The sequence below is a fragment of the Methanobrevibacter millerae genome (genome assembly GCF_900103415.1).
GTDB classification, from domain to species: Archaea; Methanobacteriota; Methanobacteria; order Methanobacteriales; family Methanobacteriaceae; genus Methanocatella; species Methanocatella millerae.
Genome location: NZ_FMXB01000026.1, coordinates 1 through 24,891 on the forward strand (window position 1 = coordinate 1; position 24,891 = coordinate 24,891).

The 24,891-nt window shown below is 37.1% G+C and carries 26 protein-coding genes; 7 read left to right on the plus strand and 19 right to left on the minus strand.

Going from position 1 to position 24,891, the window contains the following annotated elements:
• On the minus strand, positions 1-4,187 hold a 4,187-nt coding region (locus F3G70_RS11020; RefSeq protein ID WP_149732760.1), incomplete at its 3' end, for a non-ribosomal peptide synthetase.
• 811 nt (positions 4,188-4,998) lie between these two features.
• On the opposite strand from F3G70_RS11020, the gene F3G70_RS11025 reads away from it, so the two are divergent.
• The gene (locus F3G70_RS11025; protein WP_188118172.1) at positions 4,999-5,319 is read left to right on the plus strand and encodes a YciI family protein; all 321 of its coding nucleotides are present in this window, start codon (positions 4,999-5,001) and stop codon (positions 5,317-5,319) included.
• Between the two features lie 158 nt (positions 5,320-5,477).
• Here the strand turns inward: F3G70_RS11025 and F3G70_RS11030 are convergent, their stop codons facing one another.
• Entirely contained in the window at positions 5,478-6,125 is a 648-nt protein-coding gene (locus F3G70_RS11030; protein WP_223166079.1) for a queuosine precursor transporter, read from the minus strand.
• Positions 6,126-6,262: 137 nt separating this feature from the next.
• On the opposite strand from F3G70_RS11030, the gene F3G70_RS11035 reads away from it, so the two are divergent.
• Both F3G70_RS11035 and glmM (F3G70_RS11040) read left to right on the plus strand, forming a co-directional pair.
• Positions 6,263-6,664 carry an OB-fold nucleic acid binding domain-containing protein gene (locus F3G70_RS11035; RefSeq protein ID WP_149732762.1) on the plus strand — a complete coding sequence of 134 codons (402 nt, stop codon included), beginning with the start codon at positions 6,263-6,265 and terminating at the stop codon, positions 6,662-6,664.
• A 62-nt stretch (positions 6,665-6,726) separates the two neighbouring features.
• Positions 6,727-8,091 (plus strand): phosphoglucosamine mutase, encoded by a 1,365-nt coding sequence (glmM, locus tag F3G70_RS11040; protein ID WP_394349329.1) that lies wholly within the window; start codon positions 6,727-6,729, stop codon positions 8,089-8,091.
• A 145-nt stretch (positions 8,092-8,236) separates the two neighbouring features.
• Here glmM (F3G70_RS11040) and F3G70_RS11045 read toward each other — a convergent pair whose 3' ends face one another.
• The 5 genes from F3G70_RS11045 to glmU are packed head-to-tail and all read right to left on the minus strand — an operon-like array spanning position 8,237 to position 13,009.
• Positions 8,237-9,373: a tetratricopeptide repeat protein gene (locus tag F3G70_RS11045; RefSeq protein WP_149732764.1), complete on the minus strand. Its 1,137-nt coding sequence runs from the start codon at positions 9,371-9,373 to the stop codon at positions 8,237-8,239.
• A gap of 26 nt (positions 9,374-9,399) precedes the next feature.
• A complete protein-coding gene (locus F3G70_RS11050; RefSeq protein ID WP_149732765.1) occupies positions 9,400-10,110 on the minus strand; it encodes an anaerobic ribonucleoside-triphosphate reductase activating protein in 711 nt (236 codons plus the stop codon).
• A complete protein-coding gene (gene hisC, locus F3G70_RS11055) occupies positions 10,110-11,210 on the minus strand; it encodes a histidinol-phosphate transaminase (protein ID WP_149732766.1) in 1,101 nt (366 codons plus the stop codon). The genes F3G70_RS11050 and hisC overlap by 1 nt, the downstream gene beginning before the upstream one ends.
• A gap of 3 nt (positions 11,211-11,213) precedes the next feature.
• Entirely contained in the window at positions 11,214-11,696 is a 483-nt protein-coding gene (locus F3G70_RS11060; RefSeq protein ID WP_149732767.1) for a gamma carbonic anhydrase family protein, read from the minus strand.
• A 23-nt stretch (positions 11,697-11,719) separates the two neighbouring features.
• Complete coding sequence (gene glmU / locus F3G70_RS11065; protein WP_149732768.1) at positions 11,720-13,009, minus strand: bifunctional sugar-1-phosphate nucleotidylyltransferase/acetyltransferase; 1,290 nt, start codon at positions 13,007-13,009, stop codon at positions 11,720-11,722.
• 157 nt (positions 13,010-13,166) lie between these two features.
• Between glmU and F3G70_RS11070 the strand changes: the two genes are divergently transcribed.
• Positions 13,167-13,334 (plus strand): rubredoxin, encoded by a 168-nt coding sequence (locus tag F3G70_RS11070; protein ID WP_149732769.1) that lies wholly within the window; start codon positions 13,167-13,169, stop codon positions 13,332-13,334.
• A gap of 123 nt (positions 13,335-13,457) precedes the next feature.
• Here F3G70_RS11070 and F3G70_RS11075 read toward each other — a convergent pair whose 3' ends face one another.
• From F3G70_RS11075 to F3G70_RS11105, 7 genes are all read right to left on the minus strand, one after another.
• Positions 13,458-13,646 carry a hypothetical protein gene (locus tag F3G70_RS11075; protein WP_149732770.1) on the minus strand — a complete coding sequence of 63 codons (189 nt, stop codon included), beginning with the start codon at positions 13,644-13,646 and terminating at the stop codon, positions 13,458-13,460.
• A 179-nt stretch (positions 13,647-13,825) separates the two neighbouring features.
• Positions 13,826-14,014 (minus strand): hypothetical protein, encoded by a 189-nt coding sequence (locus F3G70_RS11080; RefSeq protein ID WP_149732771.1) that lies wholly within the window; start codon positions 14,012-14,014, stop codon positions 13,826-13,828.
• The gene (locus tag F3G70_RS11085) at positions 14,011-14,688 is read right to left on the minus strand and encodes a hypothetical protein (RefSeq protein ID WP_149732772.1); all 678 of its coding nucleotides are present in this window, start codon (positions 14,686-14,688) and stop codon (positions 14,011-14,013) included. The genes F3G70_RS11080 and F3G70_RS11085 overlap by 4 nt, the downstream gene beginning before the upstream one ends.
• 166 nt (positions 14,689-14,854) lie before the next feature.
• Positions 14,855-16,192, minus strand: coding sequence for a phosphoglucosamine mutase (glmM, locus tag F3G70_RS11090; protein WP_149732773.1), 1,338 nt, complete (start codon positions 16,190-16,192; stop codon positions 14,855-14,857).
• Positions 16,193-16,201: 9 nt separating this feature from the next.
• Positions 16,202-17,440 (minus strand): 2,3-bisphosphoglycerate-independent phosphoglycerate mutase, encoded by a 1,239-nt coding sequence (locus F3G70_RS11095; RefSeq protein ID WP_149732774.1) that lies wholly within the window; start codon positions 17,438-17,440, stop codon positions 16,202-16,204.
• Between the two features lie 88 nt (positions 17,441-17,528).
• Complete coding sequence (locus F3G70_RS11100; protein WP_149732783.1) at positions 17,529-18,224, minus strand: TIGR00297 family protein; 696 nt, start codon at positions 18,222-18,224, stop codon at positions 17,529-17,531.
• 72 nt (positions 18,225-18,296) lie between these two features.
• Positions 18,297-18,878, minus strand: coding sequence for a 30S ribosomal protein S3ae (locus tag F3G70_RS11105; RefSeq protein WP_149732775.1), 582 nt, complete (start codon positions 18,876-18,878; stop codon positions 18,297-18,299).
• A 369-nt stretch (positions 18,879-19,247) separates the two neighbouring features.
• Between F3G70_RS11105 and F3G70_RS12155 the strand changes: the two genes are divergently transcribed.
• A complete protein-coding gene (locus F3G70_RS12155; RefSeq protein WP_188118173.1) occupies positions 19,248-19,394 on the plus strand; it encodes a hypothetical protein in 147 nt (48 codons plus the stop codon).
• A gap of 448 nt (positions 19,395-19,842) precedes the next feature.
• Here F3G70_RS12155 and F3G70_RS11110 read toward each other — a convergent pair whose 3' ends face one another.
• Genes F3G70_RS11110 through F3G70_RS11125 form a run of 4 tightly spaced genes read right to left on the minus strand, consistent with a single transcriptional unit; the run spans position 19,843 to position 22,689 of the window.
• The gene (locus F3G70_RS11110; protein ID WP_149732776.1) at positions 19,843-20,139 is read right to left on the minus strand and encodes a hypothetical protein; all 297 of its coding nucleotides are present in this window, start codon (positions 20,137-20,139) and stop codon (positions 19,843-19,845) included.
• 6 nt (positions 20,140-20,145) lie between these two features.
• Positions 20,146-20,469 (minus strand): NifB/NifX family molybdenum-iron cluster-binding protein, encoded by a 324-nt coding sequence (locus F3G70_RS11115; protein WP_149732777.1) that lies wholly within the window; start codon positions 20,467-20,469, stop codon positions 20,146-20,148.
• 11 nt (positions 20,470-20,480) lie between these two features.
• Entirely contained in the window at positions 20,481-21,236 is a 756-nt protein-coding gene (mtnP, locus tag F3G70_RS11120; RefSeq protein WP_149732778.1) for an S-methyl-5'-thioadenosine phosphorylase, read from the minus strand.
• Between the two features lie 4 nt (positions 21,237-21,240).
• A complete protein-coding gene (locus tag F3G70_RS11125) occupies positions 21,241-22,689 on the minus strand; it encodes an RtcB family protein (protein WP_149732779.1) in 1,449 nt (482 codons plus the stop codon).
• A 346-nt stretch (positions 22,690-23,035) separates the two neighbouring features.
• Between F3G70_RS11125 and F3G70_RS11130 the strand changes: the two genes are divergently transcribed.
• Together F3G70_RS11130 and F3G70_RS11135 are read left to right on the plus strand one after the other, a co-directional pair.
• The gene (locus tag F3G70_RS11130) at positions 23,036-23,911 is read left to right on the plus strand and encodes a hypothetical protein (protein WP_149732780.1); all 876 of its coding nucleotides are present in this window, start codon (positions 23,036-23,038) and stop codon (positions 23,909-23,911) included.
• Positions 23,912-24,493: a hypothetical protein gene (locus tag F3G70_RS11135; protein ID WP_149732781.1), complete on the plus strand. Its 582-nt coding sequence runs from the start codon at positions 23,912-23,914 to the stop codon at positions 24,491-24,493.
• A gap of 120 nt (positions 24,494-24,613) precedes the next feature.
• Here the strand turns inward: F3G70_RS11135 and F3G70_RS11140 are convergent.
• Positions 24,614-24,891: zinc ribbon domain-containing protein (locus F3G70_RS11140; protein ID WP_223166080.1), on the minus strand; the 278-nt coding region annotated here is incomplete at its 5' end.

The window sequence follows — 24,891 nt, forward strand, 5'->3', positions numbered from 1 at the left end:
TTTTCCACCTCGTTACAGATGTTTTCGTGTGAAATCATTACTCCTTTAGGATTACCTGTAGAACCGGAGGTATAAATCATGTATGCCAAATCATCAGGAGTAATTTCAACATCAGGAGTTGAAACATCTGCTTCTTTTAACAGTTCCTTAATGTTCAGTGAATTTTCATTATCCTCATCAGAAATGATGAAATCCGCCTGACTGTTTTCATAAATGTAATTGATCCTCCCCTGAGGATATTCCAAATCGATTGGAATGTAAGCACAACCTGCCTTTAAAATACCCAATATTGATGCTATGAGATCGCTGTTTCTGTGAAGCATTACTAAAACATTGCTTTTAGGTTTTACTCCTTTTTTGATTAAAGCATTAGCTATTTTATTCGCTTTTTGGTTAAGTTCATCTGCAGTTAATGTAGCATCTTCTGCAACAAGAGCAATCTTTTGAGGATTTTCTTCAGCGTGCTGTTCGAAACGTTTGTGGATAAACGGATTTTCAACAGGAGTGAAAACAGGGATTTCATAATTTTTATTTAACTCTATATCCCTGATTTTTAAGTTCTCGATATCATCACTGATAAATTGTTCTATAGTATTTAAAACACCGTTTAAGAATACTTTAATGTATTTTTCAGTGTATAACTGATTATTATATAATATTAACAATTCTATATTGTCCTCACTTTCGTTAACATCGAATGTTATTTTATAATTAGTTTCAAGGGTTTCCAAATGAGCATACTGATAATCTTTACCGTTTATTGTGATTATCTCTTCATCAAGATTATTGTAAGTGTACATGAACTCAGGTTTTAATTGGAACTCCTCTGAAATTTTTATATATGGATAATGAGAATGCATAATAGTTTCTTTCCAAATTTCAGCAGTTTGATTTAACAGTTCCTTAACAGAAATATTTCTGTCTTCATTAATAGACAATATAGGTAGAGTTTTAACTAAAAATGCCTGAGTATTGAAGTAATCTGAACTTGTTCTACCATTATAAATGGTTGTAATTAATGATTTGTCTGAAAATGTGTACTTATTTAAGTTCAATATGGTACTGGCCATAAATAAGACATTAGGACTTATCCTTTCATCGGCACAGAATTTTCTAACCCGTTGCGGATTAATTTTTTTGGATACTGATTCAAGATTCCCGTCATCCGGATTTCCATTCAAATTAGGGGTGAGGACGGTTGAATCCACTTCCTGAGTCAATAAGTCATGGAAATATTTCTCAGAGGCAATGTATTCTTCACTGTTTTCACTTTCCGCCTCCATCAATGCATTGGCATATCCGTCAATAATTTCTGCTTTGATTTCTTTGCCTTCATAGGCGTTGGCAAAGTTTCTAAATAGCTTGTCAATAGATTCACCATCAGTTATTAAGTGATGTATGTCAATGAACAATATAACTTCATCATCAGTCACATATATCTTGGCTCTAAATAACTGACCTCCCAACAAGTCGAATTTTTTGGTATTGAGAGTTTGAATCTCCTCATCGCTGATGCTTGGCACTTCAACTATTGGAATGTCATCAATGGCAATTGAATCATCACGCTTATGCATTAGCTGATTACCATGCATGACAATCCTTGTTTTAAGATAAGGATATGCATCAATCGTTTTAATGACTGCTTCTTTCAATTTTTCAGCGTCAATTGATTTGTCAAATCTAATAAGGTTAGGGATGTTATATTGAGGAACATCAGGGTTTTGAACACATTCCCCGTATACTCCAATCTGATTTGCAGTCAACGGAAGATACATTGAATTTTTAGACTCTTCAATAGTGTCAGTTAAATCCTTTGAGTCTTTATCCTGATCAATCAGATTTACAATATTTCTAATTGTCGGATTATCAAGCAATTTGAAAATATTTATATTGTATCCCATTTCTTCATAGATGCTGGAAGCATATTGCATTAATGATAATGATGTAAATCCGATAGCATACAAATCATCAGTCACCCCAAATTCTGCGGTTTTTGAGATTGTTGATGCGATATTGAATAATTTTCTTTCAGTTTCTGTTTCCGGAGGAATCATTTCAAGACTGAGTATTGGTTTAGGAAGTGCTTTCACGTCTGTTTTTCCGTTTGGTGTTTTTGGCATTGCATCCATTTGCATGAACACTGTTGGAACCATATATTTGGTCAATCTTTCTTTCAAGTATTCTTTCAAATCATTAATATCAATTTCATTTTTACCTGTGAAATATGCGCACAGATGGTCCGTATTATTGATTTTTTTAATCACGACAATATTCTCTTTTATATTCGGATATTTGGATATGTTTGATTCTATTTCTCCAATTTCTATTCTCAAACCCCTTAATTTGATTTGATTGTCAATTCTGCCCTTAATAACAATTTCATCATTTGGAAGTCTTATTGCATAATCACCGCTTCTGTAATATGGGATGCCCCCAATTTCAAGGAATACCTCCTTGGTTTTATCATCAAGATTATAGTATCCTTTGGATACTCCAAAACCACCAATATAAAGCTCACCCATTACACCAGAAGGCAATATCTTGCCGTCGATATCTCTTACTTCAGTTATATAGTTGTACAATGCTTTTCCAACTGTGAGATGTTGTGAATCCGTGATTCTGTTTGAATTGGATATTACAGTTGTTTCGGTAGGCCCATAAATGTTATAAACAGCAGCCTCACTATTTTCCAAAACATATGCAATTAAATCTTGAGGCACCATTTCCCCACCAATTGCAAAATACTTGAATGATGACAATTCCTTATTGAAGTGCTCATTTTCAAGATATTCCCTTAATCTTGATGGTGTAGTGAATGTAAGAGCGTCCGGCTTTTCATTATGGATAAGTTTAGTTAAATCTGTGATGTTTTTGGCTTCACTATCATTGGCCAAAACTACTTCCAGACCAAATGTTAAGCTCATGAAATCAAGCAAAAACGCATCGAATGAAACTGTACTCAATGCAAGAGTTTTTTTCATGCTGCTATATGCATGGTATACAGGATTATCCTCATCATGTGTGAACAGGTTTGTAATGTTTTTATGGGAAATCATAACTCCTTTAGGATTTCCGGTTGAACCTGATGTGTAAATCATGTAAGCCAAATCATTAGGGGAAATTTCAACATCAGGATTTTTGATATTTTCTTCTTCGAGTAATTCTTTAACGTTCAATGAGGTCTCATTATCTTCATCGGAAATAATGTAGTCTGAGTTACTGTTTTCATAAATGTAATCAATTCTTTCTTGAGGATATTCTAAATCAATAGGAATATATGCACATCCTGCTTTCAATATACCTAAAATAGAAGCTATTAAGTCACTATTTCTGTGAATCATGATCAGAATATTGCTTTTTGGTTTTATTCCTTTTTTAATAAGAGCATTTGCAATTTTATTTGCTTTTTCGTTAAGTTCACCGTATGTTAATTTTTCGCCATTCGAAACAAGTGCAGGATTATCAGGTGTTTTTTCAGCTTGGCTTTCAAAACGTTTGTGTATGAATGGAATCTTCACTTCCTTAAATTCAATGGCTTCCTTTTCTTCAACAAGAGAAATGTCGGATAATAATGATTTTGTAATGTCAGTTGATAAAAATTGATTTATGATCATGTTAATACTTTTTAAGAACTGATTGACATATTCATTGGAATATAACTGGTCATTGTAATGAGAGGATAATATAAATTCTTCACCAGTTTTTTGAATATTCATGTAAAAATTATATTTGCGTTTGAAAGAATTGAGGTCTAGGTCTTTATTGAAAGCATAATAGAATTCGGTCTGGAGGCCATATCCATCAATTATCTTATCTGCTGAAAATTCGCAATACTTTAAATTTTCCGCATAATCGTTTTGGATTTGTATTAAGTAATCTTTGATGGATATATCCCTGTTTTCGAAGTTGGTTGTAAAGATTATATTGTTTTCATGGAAAATTAAATTTTTATTGGAAAAATTAAATTTGTTCAATGCCAATGCTGTACTGGCTAAAAAGAGTATATTTTCCCCAATTGAATTCTCTTTACAAAATTCTTCAATGATGTCTTTTTTTATTTTAAATTCCTTTTTATTTAATTTAGGTTTGTTAATCCCATTTAAATCAGGATTAAGTATTGTAGATTCGTCAAAATCTTTAACTAATCTTAAAAAGTATTTATTATAATTTATATTTTCATCAATCATATTATCTTCTCTCTGTGGTAAATGATATTATGAAAAAATATATTTTTTGAAATAAATAAATATTTTGTAATTTTATTCAAACTAGATTAAAATATTTGAATAAATAAAAAAAAGGTAATAATCCATAGGTATTCGATTATAGCATATATTAAAACCATTTTAAATTAATATTAAGATTTTCTAGTTTTATCTACCAAATCATTTTCCATGAAAAATAATCCACCATATTTCACTTTTTTTATACAAAACAAATTTTATATCAGAGTTTTGTGCTTGAAATTGATAAGCATGCAAACTATATCATAAGTCTTATAAGAAAAGTTGCTATTAATTAAAAATAACCGATATCGCAGTCTAAACTTAATATATTCAGTTAAAAATTATAAAATTCAATTATATTATTAATCTAATAAAAAACGATTTTTAAATAATTTATAGCTATAAATAATGAATAATCCATTAATAATATCTAATCATATTTGTGGTAAACTATATATTAATGATAATATAAATAACTTCCATATGATTAGGTTTTTGTTTAAAAATATGTAAAAAAATTTATATTTAATTCAAATTATATTGAATTTAATAAAATATTATATAATTTGAATATTTTTTAAGCCATTCCTATTCATATGTCTTAAAAATGTTTTTAAGTGAGGAGAAAAAATGAACTTCAAAAAAATAGATTAAAAAATCTTTTATAAAATAAAATAAATAATATTTATAATTCTTTGAACAGAAATTTTAAAAATCTTTCAATTCCATAATATTCATTTATTGTGAAAAAAAATTATGAAACGGTGATATGATGAATGCGTATGCAGTTGTATCTCATTTTAGGGATGACATACCAGAACAAAAAGAAGTAATGAAAATATTAAAAGAGCACTTGAAATATTTCGCAAAATGCAGTGAAGAGGGTAAAGTCCTTATTGCAGGACCCCATGCCCAAGAAGACGGTTCCTTTGGTGGAGGTGGAGTCATGGTATTGAAGACCAATTCAAAAGAAGAGGCTGAAGACCTTATGGCCAATGATCCGTTTGTAAGCAAAAACATTGTAGATTACACCATCTATGAATTTAGAGTAGTTAATCTTAGACCGGAATTAAAAGAATGGTTTGAATCTTAATTTTTGAAATATTAATCAAAAACCTTTCTTTTTTCAATTTTTTAATTTTAATATTCTTTACCATTGAGGTAATCAGAATAAGACATTTATTTGCAAACACAAATTCCTTTGAATTAACAAATCAAAATTTACAACAGGATTCGATATTTAAGACCCATTTAATTCAGGCTTTTTACTTTTAAAATGACGATTCTGGTAAACGGATACACAATTATCTCATAAATCGTCTTGAACAATGCCTGTACAATAATCATCAAGAGCAATGCTTCTAACGGCATCGTTCCAAAAAATCCTACCGTAATAAAAATTAATGCATCACAGCCCTCACCGACCAATGTGGACAATATACATCTTGCAAATAATTTATCTTCCGATTTTGCTTTCAGATAAACCATCATCTTAGCATTCAAAAGAGATCCCACAATATATGCAAGAAAACTGGCCATTAACAGCCTTGCCGTTGAGCCCAAAACAATGTTGAACGCTTCAACGCCTTCGAAAAATGGCGGCGCCGGCAAAATCATCGTTATGTTATAGCAGATTACGGCCACAAGATTCATTAGAAAACCTAAAAGAATGATGTTTCTTGCCTTTTCATAACCATAACATTCCGCCAAAACATCATTGACAATGTAAATAATGGGAAAAATAATAACACCGCACGGAAGCATGAAATTAAAAAATTCAAATGTTTTTCCGGCAATGATATTTGATATGATTAGGGATGCGGTGAAAACACCTGCAAGAATTGCATACAATTCGCTCTTATTCATATTTTCAAACATGTTAATTGTTCTATTGTTCATCTTATTTTAATTTTTTAAAGTCTTGGAATATAACCTTGCGATTGAATATTACCTTCTTTTTAAATATTACCTTCTTTTTAAATATTACCGATTGAAATACTGTTCCATTTATTAGTTATGAGATTAAATTTCAATTCATGAAAATCACAGATGACAAACTATTGAAAATGGCTCTGATAACTTCAATGATTGGTTTAATCGGCCTGATTTTATTTACACCATTAATTGAAGTTAAGGAAGTAAAAATTGAAGACATAACACGTTCCATGATTGATGAGGAAGTAAGCATTAACTGCGTAGTTACAGATGTTAAATCCTCAAAAAGCGGGAGCAGTTACTTCCTTACAATCAATGACGGAACCGGACAGATGACGCTTGTAATCTTTGAAAGCCAAGTTGCCCAGATGCAGACGAACAGCTTTGACATCAAGGACTTTAAGGACAAGGAAGTCAATGTGGTGGGAAAGATTACCGAATACAACAATGAAATGGAAATAGTTTTATCAAGCGGAAATAGTCTGAAAATCCGTGCCAAATGAATACTTATTTATTAATCAAAACCCAATAGTAAATATTAATAAAGTTTATAGGAATTATTAAAATGTCAAATGAAAAAAGATTATTCGGAACATTTGGTGTTAGAAGGACTGCAAATGACGTTTTAACACCGGAATTTGCTTCAAGACTTGCAGCATGTTACGGAACTCAAATTCAAGGTACCGTTGCAGTCGGTGGAGATACGAGAACCTCTACGCCAATGTTAATGGAAGCTGTAAAGGCAGGTCTTTTATCATCAGGATGTGATGTTGTGGATTTGGGAATCCTGCCAACCCCCGGCGTTCAATATGCTGTCCGCAAGTATTATGATGGAGGAGTAATGATTACCGCTTCACACAATCCTCCAAAATATAACGGTATTAAATTTTTAGACGAATACGGTATCGGAATTCCTGACGAAATGGATTTGGCCATTGAGGAACTGTACTTCGACAGCGAACCTAAAAGAGCCGAATGGGCAGAAATCGGACAGATTTATCATAACGATAAAATCATAGACGAGTACGTTGATGAGGCAATTTCAAAAGTAGATGCCGATGCTATCCGTGAAGCCAAGCTTAAAGTGGTTGTTGACTGCGGAAGCGGTGCAGGAGCTTATACTGCACCTTATCTAATACGTAAGCTGGGCTGTGAAGTAACCACTCTCAACTGTCAGGCCGACGGGGCTTTTCCTGGCCGTGACCCTGAGCCTATTGAGGAAAATTTACAGGAGCTAATCAGCGTCGTTAAGGAACTGGGCGCAGATATCGGTCTTGCCCACGACGGTGACGCAGACAGGACAATCTGTATTGACGAGAAAGGAAACTTCGTTTTGGGAGACAAGACATTCACCCTCGTTGAAAAGCAGATGCTTAAGGAAAACGACGGCGGAATTATCGTTACGACCGTTGCAACATCCCAGGCCATCTATGACATTGCGGATGAATACAATGGCGAAGTAATAGCTACTGCAGTCGGAGACCTGCTCGTTGCACGTGAACTGCATGAAAAGGACGGATTATTCGGCGGTGAAGAAAACGGCGGTTTGATTTTCCCTGACTTTGTCTACGGAAGAGATGCCGTAATGACGGTTGCCAAGATTTTAGAGATTCTGGCCCTTGAGAAAAAAACACTCTCCGAACTTGTATCCGAGCTTCCTGTTTATTACGCCCGAAAGATGAAAATCGAATGTCCGGACGACCAGAAGCAGTCAGTAATGTCACAGATTGCTGAAGAAATCAAGACCACAACCGATTTTGAGCTGGACCTGACTGACGGCGTTAAAATCTTAAAAGAGGACGGCTGGGTTATCATCAGGCCATCCGGAACTGAACCTATATTCAGATGCTTCGCCGAAAGCGATACGCAAGAAAAGGCGGACGAAATGACTGAATGGGGAATCAGTCTGATTAAAAAATACAAGGAATAATTGGAGTAGATTTTACTTCAATAATTTTACTTTTTTGATTGATTAAATCATAGTTTAATGTTTCAACCTATAAAATAATTAACTCTTTTTTTAAAATAATTAACTTTTGAATATAAAAACAGCATAACTTATAGTGATATCTACATCATAAGTTATCAAGACACTCTTCTTTAAGGAAAAATGCGTCCTCATTATCCGGATCCCTCAGCAGAACCTTATTGAAGCTGTCCACAGCATCTTCGTACTGGCCGAGCTCCATCAATACGACTCCCTTATTCAAAAGAAAGTCAATATTGTACTGTTCTAAAGAAATAGCTGTATTGAAGCAGTCCAGAGCCTCGTCAAGCTTTCCCAAATCTATGTATGCGTTGCCCATCCTGTTGATGGCGTTGGCATCCATTTCGGAATCGTCCAGACAGACCTCAACCGCCCTGTCAAAGGATTCTATGGCCTCTTCAAGACGGCCCATATCGGTTAAAAGGTTTCCCCTTGAGTTCCACACCTGAGGATTTTCGCTGTCGATTACTATGAGCTTGTCATAGACCTTTAAAGCCTTGTCGTACTCCCCCATGATTTCCAGAATGAATCCTCTCCAGTATAAAACGATCGGGCTACTTGGAGAATAGTTGTATGCGATGGTGCTTGACTTTAAGGCAGCTTCGAAATCGCCGGCATTTAAAAGGGCGATTGCCTTGTTGTTGAGAATATAGATGTTGTCCGGCTCCAGTTCCAGCGCCTTGTCGTAGCATTCTATGGCCTCGTCGAACTTGCCGAGCCTTGAAAGATTGTCTCCCTGCTTGTTTAACAGATAAACGTCATGGGGGTCGATTCTCAGTGCGGCATCATAGCACATAGTTGACTTGTCGAACTTTCCGCTGTCAAAGAGAATGTCTGCCCTTTTGGTAATCATTGATTTTTCATCGATTTTATCCCCTTTCCAGTCATCGATGTCAAGCTTTTCAAAATAAATGATTTGGAACTTGTCTGATGCGTCGACACGGCCTCCGTACATCTTCTTGAATTCCCTCAGCATGTCCTTGGAGTCATTGAAGCCTTCCTCACGTGCCAGCTCGTCATTTCCTATAATGTCTTCAAAATCAATGTCTTCAACGTCTGTGACAATGGCTTCAAAAATCTTCATTTTCTCTTTGGAAACGAGATTCCAGTAACAGTAGAGCCTGTCACCCTTTTTAAGAGGAGTTTTCCAAAGCTTACGGATGGTTCTTCTTTTCTTTCCCGTAATGACGTCAATATCATTACTTGAAAACGATAAAATAGGCATTCCTTGACTCCTCCTCTTCAATTAATTTATTCTATTATTTCCTCGCCGAATTCTGCGGTCTTGACCTTTACGATGCCATTGAATAATGGCCTGATGTCTTGCGCAAGTTTCCTCAGCTCATGAGGGTTCGGCACTTCCACCTTTTCCAGGGCGGGATCAAGCACGTTCTTGTTTCTGAACTGCTGAATGGTGTAGATGTCACCTTCGACATCATTTACAAGATTGTGGATGTCCTTTTTGGTATGAAGCGTAGGCACGTAGGTTGTCCTGACTTCAAGGCGAACGTTAGGGTCATCGTTTAACATTTTCATTGATTTTTTGACCTGTGAACCGACATTGGCACCGGTTACTTTCCTGTACTTTTCAAATGGTGCCTTGACATCCAGAGATACGAAATCCAGTAAATTCAATTCCAGTAATTTTTCAATTTTATCAGGGTAAATTCCGCTCGTGTCGAGCTTGGTTTTAAGGTTGATGCTTTTTACGTACGTAAATATTTCTATCAGGGCGTCAAGCTGCATCAAGGGCTCTCCGCCTGAGAGAACGACTGCGTCAATGAAATCTGCGGCGTTGTCAATCTCAGACTTTACCTCTTCGAAAGTCCTTTCTGTGTTGTCCTCCAAAAGCTCCACGTTATGGCAGTATCTGCATGCCAAAGGGCATTTGGACAGGAAAATCACAAAGGACATGTTTCCGTGAAATTCAACCGAAGATATTAACGTTCCGCCCACATACATTAACCCACTACCTCGTGTACTATATCGATGAATTTCTTATTTTCTTCCATCGTACAGATGCTGATTCTAATCCAGTATTCATCCAGGCCCTTGAATGACGTGCAGTCCCTTACGATAATTCCCCTTTTCATGAATTCACGGGTGATTTCGGTTGCGGTATAACCAGTATCCTTGACTCCAATCAGTATGAAATTGGATTTGGACGGGAATACGTTAAGAGAATCTATTTTGGACAATTCGCTGATAAGATAGTCCCTGCTTTCTATCCCATCATTAATTGACCTTTCGATGTATTCGGTGTCCTTGAAGGTATTTACCGCTGCAACATAGGACAGTCTGGTCAGGGAGAATACGGGCTTGATTCTGTGCATGTATTCAATAATCTCCTCGCATGCAAGGCCGTAGCCTACCCTCATTCCCGCAAGGCCCAGAACCTTGGACATGGTCCTGATGATGAAGACGTTGTCGTATTCATCGATTAAATCCCTGTTTGTAACCTCGGAATATTCAAAGTAAGCTTCATCAATAACAACTAAAATGTCCGGATTTTCACCTGCAATTTTAATCAAGTCGCTTTTATCTATTAATGTTCCGGTAGGATTGTTCGGAGTGCATAAAAAAATCATTTTGGTATTTTCTGAGATGCATTCGAATACTGAATCGACGTCCAAAACGTTCTTTTCCAAATCCCATCTTGCATAAACCGGATTGGCACCATACTGCTTCAATAAGTATTCATAGTACATGTATGAAGGTATGGGCACGATAAACTCGTCACCCGGCTCGATGAAGGTCTTTGCAAGAACGTCGATGATTTCATCTGCACCGTCACCGCCAATAATGACTTGTGAGTCCTTAACGCCGGCATATTCGGCTGCAAGGTGAACGATTTCCTTCAATTGTGATTCGGGATACCTGTTTATGAATTGTGATTCCTCAGCAATCGCCTTTAATGCCATTGGAGAGGGACCCCACGGGTTTTCATTGGATCCAAGCTTAATAATATCTTCCTTTTTAAGTCCGAATTCTGCAGCTATTTCATCCTGTGACCTTCCAGGGACATATGAGTCCATATCACTTACAATTTGTCTCGGTTTCATATTTTAATCTTCCTTATACTGTTTGGACAGCTTTACATAATTATCAGCGTTAATCTGGATGTGCTGAATCTGTTCTGGCGTAACTTCCTTGATTAATCTTGCCGGAACGCCTAAAATCAGGCTGTTTTCCGGAAATTCCTTTCCTTCACTTACTACAGCACCGGCACCGACAATTGAGTTCTTTCCAATCTTTGCGCCGTTTAAGATGGTTGCGTTCATTCCAACAAGGACATTATCTTCAAGAGTGCATCCGTGAACGACTGCACCATGACCGACTGAAACATTATCCTTAATTACGGTCGGGAAGTCTTTGGAGCAGTGCACAACGCAGTTATCCTGTACGTTGGAATTGTTTCCTATTTTGATTGGAGCCGTATCTCCTCTGACAACGGCACCAAACCAGATGGAAACGTTTTCGCCAAGTTCAACATCACCAATTACTTGAGCACCAGGGCATATTACAATAGAGTCTTTAGTATTTTCCATAATATCACTAGCTTTTAATTAATTTATTTCTTATCTTTATTCTTGTCCTGAACTATATGAGTCTGCTTTAAAAGCACTCTCGTATCGGACGGTAAATCTTCATACAACAAGACGTTGGATCCGATTGTGGAGTTGGAACCGACCTTTACGCCCGGAGAGAAACTGGAATTGATTCCCGTCTTTACGGAGTCTCCGATAATGGCTCCGAGCTTGCGTCTTCCACTGTCTTCCATTGAATCCTTGATTTTAGTCTTGATGTTAGCATTGTCGAAACGCAGGTTTGCAATGTTGGTTCCCGCTGCGATATTGCAGTTGGATCCGATAACGGAATCACCGACATAACTCAAATGGCTTACGTTGGTGTTTTCCATGATGATTGAGTTTTTGATTTCAACGGCATTTCCGACATGGACGTTATCGCCGAAGTAGGTGTTGCCTCTGATATAGCAGTTAGGACCTACATCACAGTTCTTTCCTATGTAGACGTTTCCTTCGATGTATACTCCGGCCTTGATTACGCTTCCTTCGCCCAGATACAATTCACCATGGATATGAGCTCCGTTTTCAACCTTGCCCTTAATCTGAGTCTTCAACTGGCCGATGAGCTCTTCATTAACTTCAATAAGTTCCCATGGCCTTCCGACATCAATCCAGTCCTTGTCGGTCTTATGGCCGATTACCTTTTTGCCTTCTGCAATCTGCATGCTTACGGAATCCGTGATTTCGTATTCGCCCCTTTCGGACAGTTCCGTCTTTTCAATCTTTTCGAAAATATCCTTGTTAAAGACGTAAAGACCCGTGTTAACCAGATTGCTTGGGGCTTCTTCAATGCTAGGCTTTTCAACGATATTTTTGATATTTCCGTCCTCTATTTCAACAACACCAAAGGCTGAAGGGTTTTCAACTTCGGTTAAAACCATTAATGTGTCAGGCTTTAAATCATTGTATTTGTCGATGATTTCGTGAATGATTTCCTCATCGAGAATGATATCTCCATTTAAAACCAAAATGCTGTCTTCAGTAAAATCTTCACCATATGAAATGGCGTTGGCTGTTCCGAGGAAATCCTTTTGAGTCTTGTAGGAGATTTTTACTCCGAACTTGGAACCGTCACCGAAATATTCCCTGACGATTTCTTCCTTGTATCTTACAATCAGCAGGATATCCTTAATGCCATTGCTTTTTAATGCTTCGATGTTGTATTGAATAATCGGTTTGCCGGCGACAGGCAGCATTGTTTTAGGCTTTGTCAGTGTTAACGGCCTCATCCTTGAGCCTTCACCAGCGCTTAGAATTATTGCTTTCAATTTTATTACCCCATATCAATTAAAAAATTATTGTAAAATAATATGTTTTTTCTAATATATTAATTTAATAAGATATTTTTCAAATAAGTACTTTTAAATATTAGTATCAATACAATTAAAATTATATTGGCAATGCTAATAAAAAAATTAAGGAGATAATAAAATGACTATATATGTTTGTTTACATTGTGAATACAGATTTGATTCAGAAAAAGGAGACCCAGCATACAACATTCCTGCTGGAGCAACACCTGCTGACATGCCTGAAGGCTGGGTATGCCCAGAATGCGCAGCATTAGGTATTGAAGCATTTATCGCAGAAGAAGAATAATTAATCTTCTTCTAATCTTTTATTTTTTCCTTAACTTTTTAAACACCACTCTAATTGCATTTTCATTTTGAGAAAAAATAGAAAACATCTTAAGTTTGTTTTAATAATCGCTTTAAAATGCGGTTAAAGGGCATCCAGTTCCTCATACGTAACTTCCATACCCATCATCTTGTAAAGAGCATAGATTCTATCAATACCTGACAGAATATTAGGATCCCTTTCCTGCTCACGCATTATCCGGTAAAATTCCGGATCAGTAATCCTTTTTCTACAGCAATATTCAGCAACTTGGATATTTGGTTTGGTTTTCATATTTACATACCTCAGTTTTGGTTAATTAATTCATATAAAGACTAATTACTTAAAATAAAAAAGATGAAAAAACATCTTCAAATATTATTCAATAACACATTGATTAATCAAAGCTTTTTACACGATATAAGTTCAATAGAACCAAATCATATGTTAAGAAAAATCAATGAAAAATATGGTTAAAGGGCATCCAGTTCCTCATAAGTAGCTTCCATACCCATCATTCGGTACAAAGCATAAATAGCCGCAGTACCGGACAAAATATTAGGATCCCTTTCCTGCTCACGAGCTATCCTAAAAACTTCAGGATCAGTAATCCTTTTTCTACCACCATATTCTGCAGTTTGGATATTTGGTTTGGTTTTCATTTTACATACTCCTTTTTGGTTAATTGTATATTACTTAAGTTTTTATCATTAATATATTTTAACAATTGATTACCATATCTAATGTCAATCATTTTATCCAAGATTTCTTCATCATGATACCTATTTGAGCATTTTTGAAGAGAATGATAAAATAATGCATCTGAAACAAAATTCAATTCCTGCATTAAATCTAAATCTAATCTTTTAGCCTTAAAAATCCAGAAACCATCTCTTGATGTGATTAACTCATAATCTTCAAAAGCCCTTCCAAGTATTCCAAAATTCTTACCTGAAGGCGGTGAAAAAATACCTTCAGGATGATTATGCAATGAGGCAACATTATAACCCTCAAATTCGTTAATATCAAAAGTTAAATCAACACCATCCAACTTACCCATTGCACATCTGATAATTTCACCAGTTATATAATCAAAATAGATTAAGCACTCGTAACTCAAATTATAAGTCTTTTTAATGAACTCATCAATCGTTTTGAATGCCAAATCGCTAAATTCATCAGGCAAATCCTGCCTCCTGATGGAAGGAAAATAGCCGCATTTCAAATTCCTGTACTTTTCACAAGCCAAATCCAGAGATTCAGTATGCAACATATTATTTTTCAAAGAACTCGTTACTAAAATCAATAATATTAAGAATGAATTTTTAAATTTCATGGGTTAATATTGGATTTAAAAGCGGATAAATCTTGATTTAAAAAATAAAAGGCAAAACATTTAATAAATGAATTTCTGAGGACAATTCTACCCGATGAATATAATATTTACTTCACAATAGAATTCTTAGGAGGGGTTAAAAAAAGTGAGATGAAAAAAATCATCACTAAATGTTTTCCTTGATGATTTTTTTACAGGTTTCGTTGATTTCTTCAGCTCTTTTTGCGTCACGTGACTCAAGAGTGATTCTGACATAGTCTTCAGTTCCGGACGGCCTTACAAGCACCCAGCTGTCATCTTCAAAGGTCAATCTGACTCCGTCTATTGAGTTGATTTCACGGATGTCATCAAAGGCGCCTTTCAAGAGCTCTTCCATATTATCCATTACCCTGATTTTAGCTTCAGCAGAACAGGTAATCTTTTCACGGATATTCGGATAGGACGGTATTTCTGAAAGCAAATCGGATAATTTGCCTTTTTTAGAAACCAGTTCAGCCATTCTAAGACCGGACAATATTCCGTCAGGACACATGCAGAAATCAGGATGCAACCAGGTTCCGGACGGTTCGCCTCCGAATGCTGCGTTTTTCTCGATGATGACTTCGGCCACGTTAACGTCACCGACAGGAGTTCTTATTACTTCCCCTTTAACTGATTCGTCCATGCACAATCCTGCATCAACCGTGGTTACGATGTCGCCTTCGAATTCCTTTGAAATCAATGCCAAAAGTGAGTCGAATGGAGATATGTCACCATTTTCATCGACGGTTATCATGCGGTCTGCATCTCCGTCGTGAGCGATTCCCAAATCTGCTCCAATGGCTACAACAGTTTTCATCAGGTTTTGAAGGTTTTCAGCATTCGGTTCTGGGTTTCTGCCTGGGAAAAATCCGTCAGGCTGGGAATTGAGGGTTGTTACTTCACATCCCGCTTTTCTAAATACTAAAGGTGATATTTCACTTCCCGCACCGGATGCGCAGTCAATGACGACTTTAAAGCCTTCCCTGATTTCAACCATATCAACCAAATCATCGACATACTGTGATTTGATTTCTTCATTAACGGACAGGGATCCTACCTTATCCCAAGTGACAGATTCGTATAACTTGTTATTGTAAATGTTTTCAATGTCGGCTTCCTGAGCGGAAGTGTAGGCCATTCCGTTCTTGTTCCAAAGCTTAATTCCGTTGTACGGGGAAGGGTTGTGTGAGGCCGTAAGCATTATTCCGGCATCGGCGTCCAGTTTTTCTGCAGCGTAGCCGACCAGAGGGGTTGGAACCATACCAATTTTAACTACATCAACACCGCTTTCAAGAAGCCCTGCACATATTGCCTGGTCAAGCATCTGGTTGGTTGTTCTGGTGTCATAACCCAAAATAACCTTGCCTGAGTTTCCAAGGTATGTCGCAAGGGATTTTCCAACGTTCAAGGCAAGTTCGCATGTCACTTCAGAGCCTATTTTTCCTCTTATTCCTGATGTTCCAAACAGCTTTCCGGCTACCATTCAAATCACCTATGCTCCGAATTTATGCGCGTAATTCATTAAATCCATCATGATGTTCATTACGTCGCTTCCACGGATTCTGCACAATCCGCCTTTTGCGCATGCGACTTCTGAGAATTCCTTAACGTCATCCACCCTCACTTCAGGACCTCTGATCAATACCGGCACAGGGTCTCCTGAGTGGTTTAAAACTGAAATAGGGGTTGAATGATCGGCCGTGAGGAAAATGTATACGTCTTCAAGCTTGATGAGTTCACTCATTACGACTTCGTCGACCTTTTCGATGAATTCCTTTTTCTCTTTAATTTGGCCATCGTGTCCTGCCTCATCGGCTCCGTCGATATTAATCAGGAAGAAGTCATGGTCTGAGTTTTTAACCTGATCGATAATAGTGTCACGGATATTATAGAGATTTGTGTCGATTCCGCCTGTTACGTCTTCCATTTCGATGATGTCCATTCCCGCAAATCTTCCGATACCCATGATTAAACCGGTTTCGGCAATGCATGCGGAGTTGACTTCATATTTGTCATTCAATGCTTCAACGACAGGCACTTCACCGGCACCTCTAGGTATGATGATGTTTGCCGGAGGCTGGCCTTCCTCAATTCTCTTTACGTTGACCGGATGCTCCTTAATCATTTCGTATGACTTTACAACCAGCTGGTTTAAAATGTCTGCAGTCCTTTTGGCTTCTTCGGATTCGTCCAATGCCTTGACTTCCTTAGGCTTGTTTCCTTCGACCTTAGGGTCGGCATCGCTTACCTTATCGGATAATCCTTCGCCTCTTAAAACAAGAACTGCCCTGTGGCCTGTTGATTCCTTGAAAATGATTTTAACGTCCGGATAATCCTCAAGAACCATGGTGTTTAAAACGTCTACGATGTCCTTGGTTCCTTCCTTGATTCTTCCCGCACGCCTGTCGGTTACGATTAAATCCTCGTCTGCAGTTGAAAAGTTGCACCTGAATGCAATGTCGCCTGGAAGAACGTCCACTCCGACGCCGTTTGCTTCAAATGGACCCCTTCCGGTATAAACCTCATAGGGATTATAGCCTAAAATTGATAAGTGTGCAGTGTCACTTCCAGGGATTATTCCCGGAGCTATTGAATCCATAATTCCTGTAATTCCTTCTTCGGCCATCTTATCCATGTTTGGAGTCTTTGCGGCCTGAAGAGGAGTTTGATTGTCAAGTTCTTTTATCGGACGGTCACCCATTCCGTCCATAATCAGTACAATTCCCTTCACTTTATCACCTTTAATAAATATACATTAATAATTCTGTTTTTCAATGGTTATATAATTTGAGATTGAAATTTCATTAAAAAAAGTCTTTTTAGATAAGCAGTATTCCGACGATTGCGCCGGTAATTGTTGCGATTAGATTGACGTGCTCGTTTGTAAGCATGTTCGCCCTTTCAAACGTTGCGCCCAAAAAGCTGTCCATAAAGCATCCTACGGTTCCGGATACCACGGATACGACAATGGCTGACAGCGGATTTGTGATAACACCCAGCAGGTATGCTGCAATACCTATAATAAGTGCTCCAATCATTCCTACTGCCGTTCCCAAAACGGATACTGCACCGTCGGTTCCCGGATCTACCTTTTGAAAGGTCGTTATTAATCTTGGCTGCTGCAATATTCCTATTTCAGAAGCCAGTGTGTCTGCGGTTGCGGTTGCGATGGCTCCGATGAATCCGCCGACAAACGGGAGGTAATATCCGCCGAAGGCCGCCATCATGAATGCCACGATACCGTTTGAAATTACGTTTTTGGAAGACCTTCTTCCTTCGTATTCACCCAGGGAACGCTTGTATGCCCTGGAGTATTTCGTTGCAAGAAGTGACATTACAAGAAAGAGAACTAAAATAAGCAGCCAGTTGACTCCTGCCGAGAAAATAATTACGATTCCCATTACTACCATAACAATGGAACCGAATAAATCCAGGGATTGCCTTTTATAGGTTATTATTCCAAGAATGAATAAGGCAATAACATACACCCAATTAATCATTAGCGTTTCAACCATGTCAATCAATAGTAAATTATCTAGTTGAAAGTATAAAAAAGTATGTAAAAAAAAGAAGTTAGAAAAGTAATCCTATTTGATTACTTTACTTTTGATAATTTCCACTCTTTTGAGAGGGTAGATTTTTTTAGCAGTGTGGTAAATTTCAGAAGCTAATTTACCGTTAACTGAAGATTTAACTAATTCTTCGTAAGTTCTTTCAGCTGCAGCTTCTTTGAGTAAGTCTTCGATTACTTGTCTCATGTATCTTTGCTGGGAAGATTTAGCTCTTCTGATTGTTACTGCAAGAACGTGAAGTTTAATTTTGCGTTCGTCTTTTGTAGTTACGATAGTGGAAGCGTCGATTCTGGAAGTTCCCCTTCTGATCATGCTTCTAACGTAATCGGTAGTGGTCTTGTGACCGGTAAATTTGGTGGATGCTACGTCTCCAGCAACGTTGTCAATTTCAAATCTGAGTTTGATGTATTGTTTTGAGAAGTCACCGGTTAATTCCCTCATTGTAACTTCAACGCCTCTTCCGATTAAGAGTTCTGGGTCTTTAGCTGGGGTTTCCCCAATTTCCTTTTCTTCAAACATTAATGGTGTTTTAATTGTATACCATGATTTTTCTTTCCAAGTGTCACGTACTCTACGTCTAGATTTTGCCTTTGCCATTATATCAACCGTTTTTTATTTTAAAATATTTATTATTATATTTAGCGTATAGCTATTTAATTTTGAAAAATAGTCCTAAAATAGAGTATTTTATTAAACTTACATAAAATAATCTATAAAATCAAATTATAACAGATTATAGTTCTATAATCTCTTATTCGACTATTGTGAGTTTTTCTCACGTTATTTAAAGAATAATTTGTAATTAAGTTTTATTTAATTAAAACCCGCCCTTAAAGGTTAGTATTACTATATTATATTCATGATATATAAAGATTATTGAAAATTATAAAAATGAATAGAGCATGTAGATTGCGCCGAGAATTATCATCACCGCAAAAATCTTTGGAATGTACGTTGTTTTTTTTAATGAATGACTCCAGATTGATTTTTGATAATATAAAGCTTAAGGCGAATATCGTTAATCCGAAACCAATACAATACAGTATTATATTGAATGCAACAAATATGTGGTCGGCCGATGTTACCAGAAGAGAAATTAATGAGATTAAATAGGCACTGTAGCATGGAGCTCAGGCGATTGATGTTAAAAGGCCCGAAGTGAATGATCCGATAATCCCTTCCCTTTCCTGTGATTTTACATTAATGAAGCTGAACGAATAGTCAAAAAGCATAAGGATTCCTATAATTAGCAATAATGTAGCCTACAAAAAGCATTACTGCCAATGCAACGTCCCTTGCCGCAGGCTTTCTGATAATGGCCTTGATGTCACCTCCCAGACAATATAATACCGCTGCAAGAGGTATTGCGCAGAAAATGATTCCTCCAATTATTTCAGAAAAAATAATACTGAAGAAGATATCCTGCTACCACCGCAACGAACACCATTATCCCGCCGTGCTTCGGCACGTGAGGGCTTTTTCTGTAGAATGGAAAATCGCAATCCCTGTTTTCAAAACTGAACCAGTCAGACAGGTTATTAATGTTTAAATCCAATACTATTTAAAGACAATGATAGGTGATTTCATCCCTGCTTTGAAAATCCTTGTTGATTTGATTAACTGTTTTTTTAGGTAAGCGGTCTTTCGGTACCTTTTCCCACTCGGATTTTGAAATGGAAATCTCGCCGACACAGTCATCGTTGGTGTAATCCTCACCGTATTCACAGAATAGCTCGAAGATTTCCGGCTGCCTGGTTACGTTAAAGGTCGGCGTTCTTTTTAGAGTTTTCGTGATGATTAATTCCTCGTTATTGCTTTCAATTTCGAGATTTTTCTCCAAATAAGCCCTTACTGACATGATTGTTTATTTTTTCATGAATTCAACGTGGTCGATGTAGCGTTTCAAGACCTCATCGACTGTGCCTTCATCGGCAATTAATTTTATATCCAATTCGTTTGCCTTGATTTTTGACTTGAAGCCGAACTCGGCGGCGATGATAACGTCACAGTCTTCGCATGCCTTGATGACCTTGCTTCCCTGATGCTTCTGCTCAAGGTCAATGTCAACTTCCCTGTGTTCGGTGAATGTCAAATCTTCGTCTTCATAGTCGTATATATACAATGAATAACCTTTTCCAAGGTGCAGATCCATATCCACACCGTTTGATGATACAACAGCTATTTTCATATTCATTCCTCCTAGACTTCAGCACCGTCAAGCGCATGATGGCACATGCAGTCGCATTCGTCACAGTTTTTAATGAAGTTATATATTAATTCAAGCAAATCGCTTTCAAGCTCCTTTACCATTTCAAATACCTCATCAATGGTCAGTTCGCTTTCGGATATGCCTGAAGCGTAATTTGAAACAATGCATATTGAATTGTAACACATTTCCCTTTCCCGGGCCAGCGTCACTTCCGGAAGACCCGTCATTCCGACCAGGTCTCCTCCCAAAAGCTTAAACATCTTTATTTCGGCCGGAGTTTCAAATCTCGGACCCTGCGTGCAGACATAGGTTCCTCCAAGTATGACGTCGCCGGATTTGTCCAAAACATCCCTTAAATGAGGACAGTACGGCTGGGTTACGTCAATGTGAACCACCTTATCCTCATAAAACGTCTTTTCACGGTTTTCAGAAAAATCAAGAAAATCATCCGGTATGACAAATGAGCCCGGAGGCATTTCCAGATTCATCGATCCGACTGAATTTGTGGCTATTATCTGGGTTACTCCGACATTTTTAAGGGCGTCGATATTTGCTCTAAAATTGATTTTGTGTGGGGGAATGCTGTGGCCTGAAGCGTGCCTTGGGATAAATGCGACCTTTTTTGAGAAGATATTCAGAATGGACACTTCAACTTCACCATAATCCGTAGTGACTGTCTTTTTTTCGACGCTGTCTGCCTTTGAGGTTATTTCATAAACCCCGCTTCCACCGATAATTCCTATCATGCTTTTAACCTTTTGTTACTGCCAATGGCTTTACGCGTGCAACCAGCTTGGCTATTCCTGTGGAATCTGATACCTTAACGACACTGTCAACGTCCTTGTATGCGCCCGGAGCCTCTTCTGCAATGACGTTTTTGGACGTTGCCCTGATTTTGATGCCGTTGCTTTCCATGTCGTTTACGATATCGTCCGGATTATAGTCCTTTTTGGCTTTTGAACGTGAGAGAACCCTTCCTGCTCCGTGAGCGGTTGAGCCGAAGGTCTCTTCCATTGCAACGTCTGTTCCGTGAAGCACGTAGGATGAAGTTCCCATTGTTCCCGGAATAAGCACCGGCTGGCCGACTTCACGGTATTTTAAAGGAACCTCTTCACGGCCCGGACCGAATGCCCTTGTTGCGCCTTTCCTGTGGACAATCACTTCCATTTCCCTTCCCTTGAAGTCGTGGGTTTCCTCTTTTGCGATGTTGTGGGCCACGTCATAGACTATCTGCATGTCCATGTCCTCTGCTGATTTGCCAAGAACCTCTTCAAAGGACTGGCGCACCCAATGAGTAATCATCTGCCTGTTTGCCCAGGCGTAATTGGCTGCGGCATACATTGCCTTGATATAGCTTTGAGCTTCCTTGGAATCGATTGGAGCGCAGGCCAATTGCCTGTCGGCGATTGAAATCTTATAGTTTTTGTAAGCCTTATCCATTAATCTCAGGTAATCTGAACAGACCTGGTGTCCGCATCCACGAGAGCCTGTATGAATCATGACGACAATCATGCCCTTTTCAAGGCCGTAGACTTCAGCAACTTTCTCGTTGTAGATTTCATCGACTATCTGGATTTCCAGAAAGTGATTGCCTGAGCCGAGTGAACCCAGCTGAGGAATTCCTCTTTTTTTGGCCTTGTCGCTGACTTCAGATGAGTCCGCTGCCTTGATTCTTCCGTTTTCCTCTAAAACTTCCAGGTCTTCGCTCCATCCATAGCCGTTTTCAACAGCCCATTCGGCACCGTAATCGAGAACATCATTAATGTCGTCCTTGGAGAGCTTTACCTTTCCTTTTGAGCCGACGCCGGACGGAACGTTTTTGAACAATGCTTCAACAAGCTCATCCAAATGGCCTTCAACGTCTTCCAAGCGTAAATTGGATTTGATCAGCCTGACGCCGCAGTTAATGTCAAAGCCGACACCACCTGGAGATACTACGCCGTTTCTCTTGTTGAATGCTGCTACGCCTCCGATTGGAAAACCGTATCCGAAATGGATATCAGGCAGTCCGATGGAGTATCTGAAAACCCCCGGCAGGCATGCGACATTCACAATCTGCTGAACGGCACCCTCTTCAAGCGCATCAAAGCTTTCATCATCGATATATAATCTTCCGGAAGCCCTCATCTTCTTGTCATAGCTTCCGGGAACTTCATAAACATTATCCCTAATTTTTTTAATATGCTCTTTGACAGTCATAAAAATCACGATTTAAATATGTTCTAATATTTAATATTAATTAATTAAATAATTTACCTATCTAATTGTTGATGTACTGTTCCGGTGCGAAAACAAAAACTTTACTGTCAAAAATATTGCTGTGTGAAAAATGAATTTGATTATTTTCCATAGCTAATCATCTTTCAGATATACACCCAGAGTACTATCAATGACTCTTTTTTTACCTTTCAGTGCAAAATTACTCTCAAAATAGATTATTTACTTCATTTGAGAAAGTATATTAAGTATTTTTCTATTTAAGAATTAACAATATGTTTATATAATATGTATAATCATACTTTAGTATACATAAGGAGGTTTTCTTATGAGCACCATTGGCCATTTTGTATATTTCATAAATTGTGTAAAAGATTCATTGTCATTTAGTGATGCTGAAGAATTTACTGCGAAAATTAGGAATGATTTTGATTTTAGATTAAAAGTTCAAAAATTCGTTTATATCTCAAAATATTTTGGTTGGAATCATTCTTACAAATATATTTTATATATCCGAGGCCCTTATTCAAGCGCATTGGCTGATGAATATTACAACGAAGATATCTTAAAATATTCTCCTTTAGAAATAGAGGGTTTTGATTCTAATTCATTTAATGACTTTGTGGGTGGAAAAACTATCCCCTATTTGGAATCCGCATCTACAATTTTATATTATATGGACATCGAAGAGAATTTCACTCGAAGTGATGCAATTCAGAAATTGCAAATGATTAAACCACATATTGATTCTGAAATTGTAAGAAATGCTTATGAGGACATAATCAGATTAAATTTCTTTAAAAATAAAAATCTCTATGAAATAGTTGTCATTGATGAAAATTTAGATAATAAGAAAGAAATTTTATTGAATCAGATAAATGCTTATGTAAATTATTTTTCTGATTTTGGCAAGTGCAATAACAGCATAATTGTTTCCGGATCTCTTGATTATTTAAGCATGGTTTTAGAAAAGGAAACATTGGATTTGGAAATGAAAAACGACTTATTGGAATTATTGTCAAATTATGTTTCGGATGTTAAAAAAATATACGATTTGTCTGATGGCAATCCTAGAGTATTTGAATATATGAATTTAAATTCATTAGAAAATAAATTTAATAGGATTCAAGATTATATAAGTCAAGAATTGGGGATCTTTCCAAGATTATATGATTCTGAGTTTGAATTGGATGAAGGCGATTAAATGAATAGGCTTAAAAATGAGACACAGGTAATCTATGATGCAAATGTCATTATTTATTCTCTGTTCCCTGAGAAATATAATATCCCAGTATTCACAGCGTCAGCAAAAAAATTAAATAACTTTCTATTTAATCAGGACTCTACAATCATAGTTCCTCATTTCATCATTTCTGAAATAGAACGTAAAGGATATTATAATGTTATCGATGATTATTTTAAAGATTTAAGACCATCTTCAAGATTTCAATTAATGATTAAACTTAGACATAATTTTGGAGATCTCAGAAAACATGAAAATTTTTCACAGGAATATTATGAGCCTTCTGATGAGTTATTAGATTCTATTGAAAATGCATTCATAGATTTTAATAATCTGGATAATATTGATGAATATTATATGAGAAAGCATACGGATGTTTTAAATCCATCTATTGAAGACAAAAAATTAATTCTATTTTCAAAAGATAAGAAATGCCCAATAATATCTAATGATTTAGATTTGACTTTTTTCCGAGAGGAATTGATTAATCTGAATTTGGTTCATGAAATAATTGATTTCAAATCCATTAACTTTAATGCTTGAGATTAACAGGTTTTTTCTACTTAAAGAAGAGGAGAGTACTTGCACTAACCTCTCAATTCTTGAACCTCCCCGACCTTTTAGAGGTCGGGGATTCCTAGATTTTTTTTGCTTAATAGTCTATTAAGTCTGAACTAGGCTATCCCCGTCGCACCAACGGTTCAGTATATTAATTGCGGCATTTACATCTCTATCAAGTATTTTTCCACATTTCGGACACATCCATTCCCGTTCTTTTACATCCAAATCTTCATTGATGTGTTGGCAGTGGTGGCATGTTTTGCTTGTATTTTTTGCGTTTGTGAATTGTACACCGTCTGCTTCGGGTTTGTAGAGTTGGAATTTATCTTTAAGTCTTTGTATGAATCTCGATAGAGGAAATATCATGTTTTGCTCTCCTC

Excerpts from the sequence above, each read along its gene's own strand:
- F3G70_RS11025 (WP_188118172.1), top strand. The coding sequence starts at position 4,999 with ATGAATGCGTATGCAGTTGTATCTCATTTTAGGGATGACATACCAGAA.
- F3G70_RS11030 (WP_223166079.1), bottom strand. The coding sequence starts at position 6,125 with ATGAACAATAGAACAATTAACATGTTTGAAAATATGAATAAGAGCGAA.
- F3G70_RS11035 (WP_149732762.1), top strand. The coding sequence starts at position 6,263 with ATGAAAATCACAGATGACAAACTATTGAAAATGGCTCTGATAACTTCA.
- glmM (WP_394349329.1), top strand. The coding sequence starts at position 6,727 with ATGTCAAATGAAAAAAGATTATTCGGAACATTTGGTGTTAGAAGGACT.
- F3G70_RS11045 (WP_149732764.1), bottom strand. The coding sequence starts at position 9,373 with ATGCCTATTTTATCGTTTTCAAGTAATGATATTGACGTCATTACGGGA.
- F3G70_RS11050 (WP_149732765.1), bottom strand. The coding sequence starts at position 10,110 with ATGTATGTGGGCGGAACGTTAATATCTTCGGTTGAATTTCACGGAAAC.
- hisC (WP_149732766.1), bottom strand. The coding sequence starts at position 11,210 with ATGAAACCGAGACAAATTGTAAGTGATATGGACTCATATGTCCCTGGA.
- F3G70_RS11060 (WP_149732767.1), bottom strand. The coding sequence starts at position 11,696 with ATGGAAAATACTAAAGACTCTATTGTAATATGCCCTGGTGCTCAAGTA.
- F3G70_RS11070 (WP_149732769.1), top strand. The coding sequence starts at position 13,167 with ATGACTATATATGTTTGTTTACATTGTGAATACAGATTTGATTCAGAA.
- F3G70_RS11075 (WP_149732770.1), bottom strand. The coding sequence starts at position 13,646 with ATGAAAACCAAACCAAATATCCAAGTTGCTGAATATTGCTGTAGAAAA.
- F3G70_RS11080 (WP_149732771.1), bottom strand. The coding sequence starts at position 14,014 with ATGAAAACCAAACCAAATATCCAAACTGCAGAATATGGTGGTAGAAAA.
- F3G70_RS11085 (WP_149732772.1), bottom strand. The coding sequence starts at position 14,688 with ATGAAATTTAAAAATTCATTCTTAATATTATTGATTTTAGTAACGAGT.
- glmM (WP_149732773.1), bottom strand. The coding sequence starts at position 16,192 with ATGGTAGCCGGAAAGCTGTTTGGAACATCAGGAATAAGAGGAAAAATA.
- F3G70_RS11100 (WP_149732783.1), bottom strand. The coding sequence starts at position 18,224 with ATGGTTGAAACGCTAATGATTAATTGGGTGTATGTTATTGCCTTATTC.
- F3G70_RS11105 (WP_149732775.1), bottom strand. The coding sequence starts at position 18,878 with ATGGCAAAGGCAAAATCTAGACGTAGAGTACGTGACACTTGGAAAGAA.
- F3G70_RS12155 (WP_188118173.1), top strand. The coding sequence starts at position 19,248 with ATGAATGACTCCAGATTGATTTTTGATAATATAAAGCTTAAGGCGAAT.
- F3G70_RS11110 (WP_149732776.1), bottom strand. The coding sequence starts at position 20,139 with ATGTCAGTAAGGGCTTATTTGGAGAAAAATCTCGAAATTGAAAGCAAT.
- F3G70_RS11115 (WP_149732777.1), bottom strand. The coding sequence starts at position 20,469 with ATGAAAATAGCTGTTGTATCATCAAACGGTGTGGATATGGATCTGCAC.
- mtnP (WP_149732778.1), bottom strand. The coding sequence starts at position 21,236 with ATGATAGGAATTATCGGTGGAAGCGGGGTTTATGAAATAACCTCAAAG.
- F3G70_RS11125 (WP_149732779.1), bottom strand. The coding sequence starts at position 22,689 with ATGACTGTCAAAGAGCATATTAAAAAAATTAGGGATAATGTTTATGAA.
- F3G70_RS11130 (WP_149732780.1), top strand. The coding sequence starts at position 23,036 with ATGAGCACCATTGGCCATTTTGTATATTTCATAAATTGTGTAAAAGAT.
- F3G70_RS11135 (WP_149732781.1), top strand. The coding sequence starts at position 23,912 with ATGAATAGGCTTAAAAATGAGACACAGGTAATCTATGATGCAAATGTC.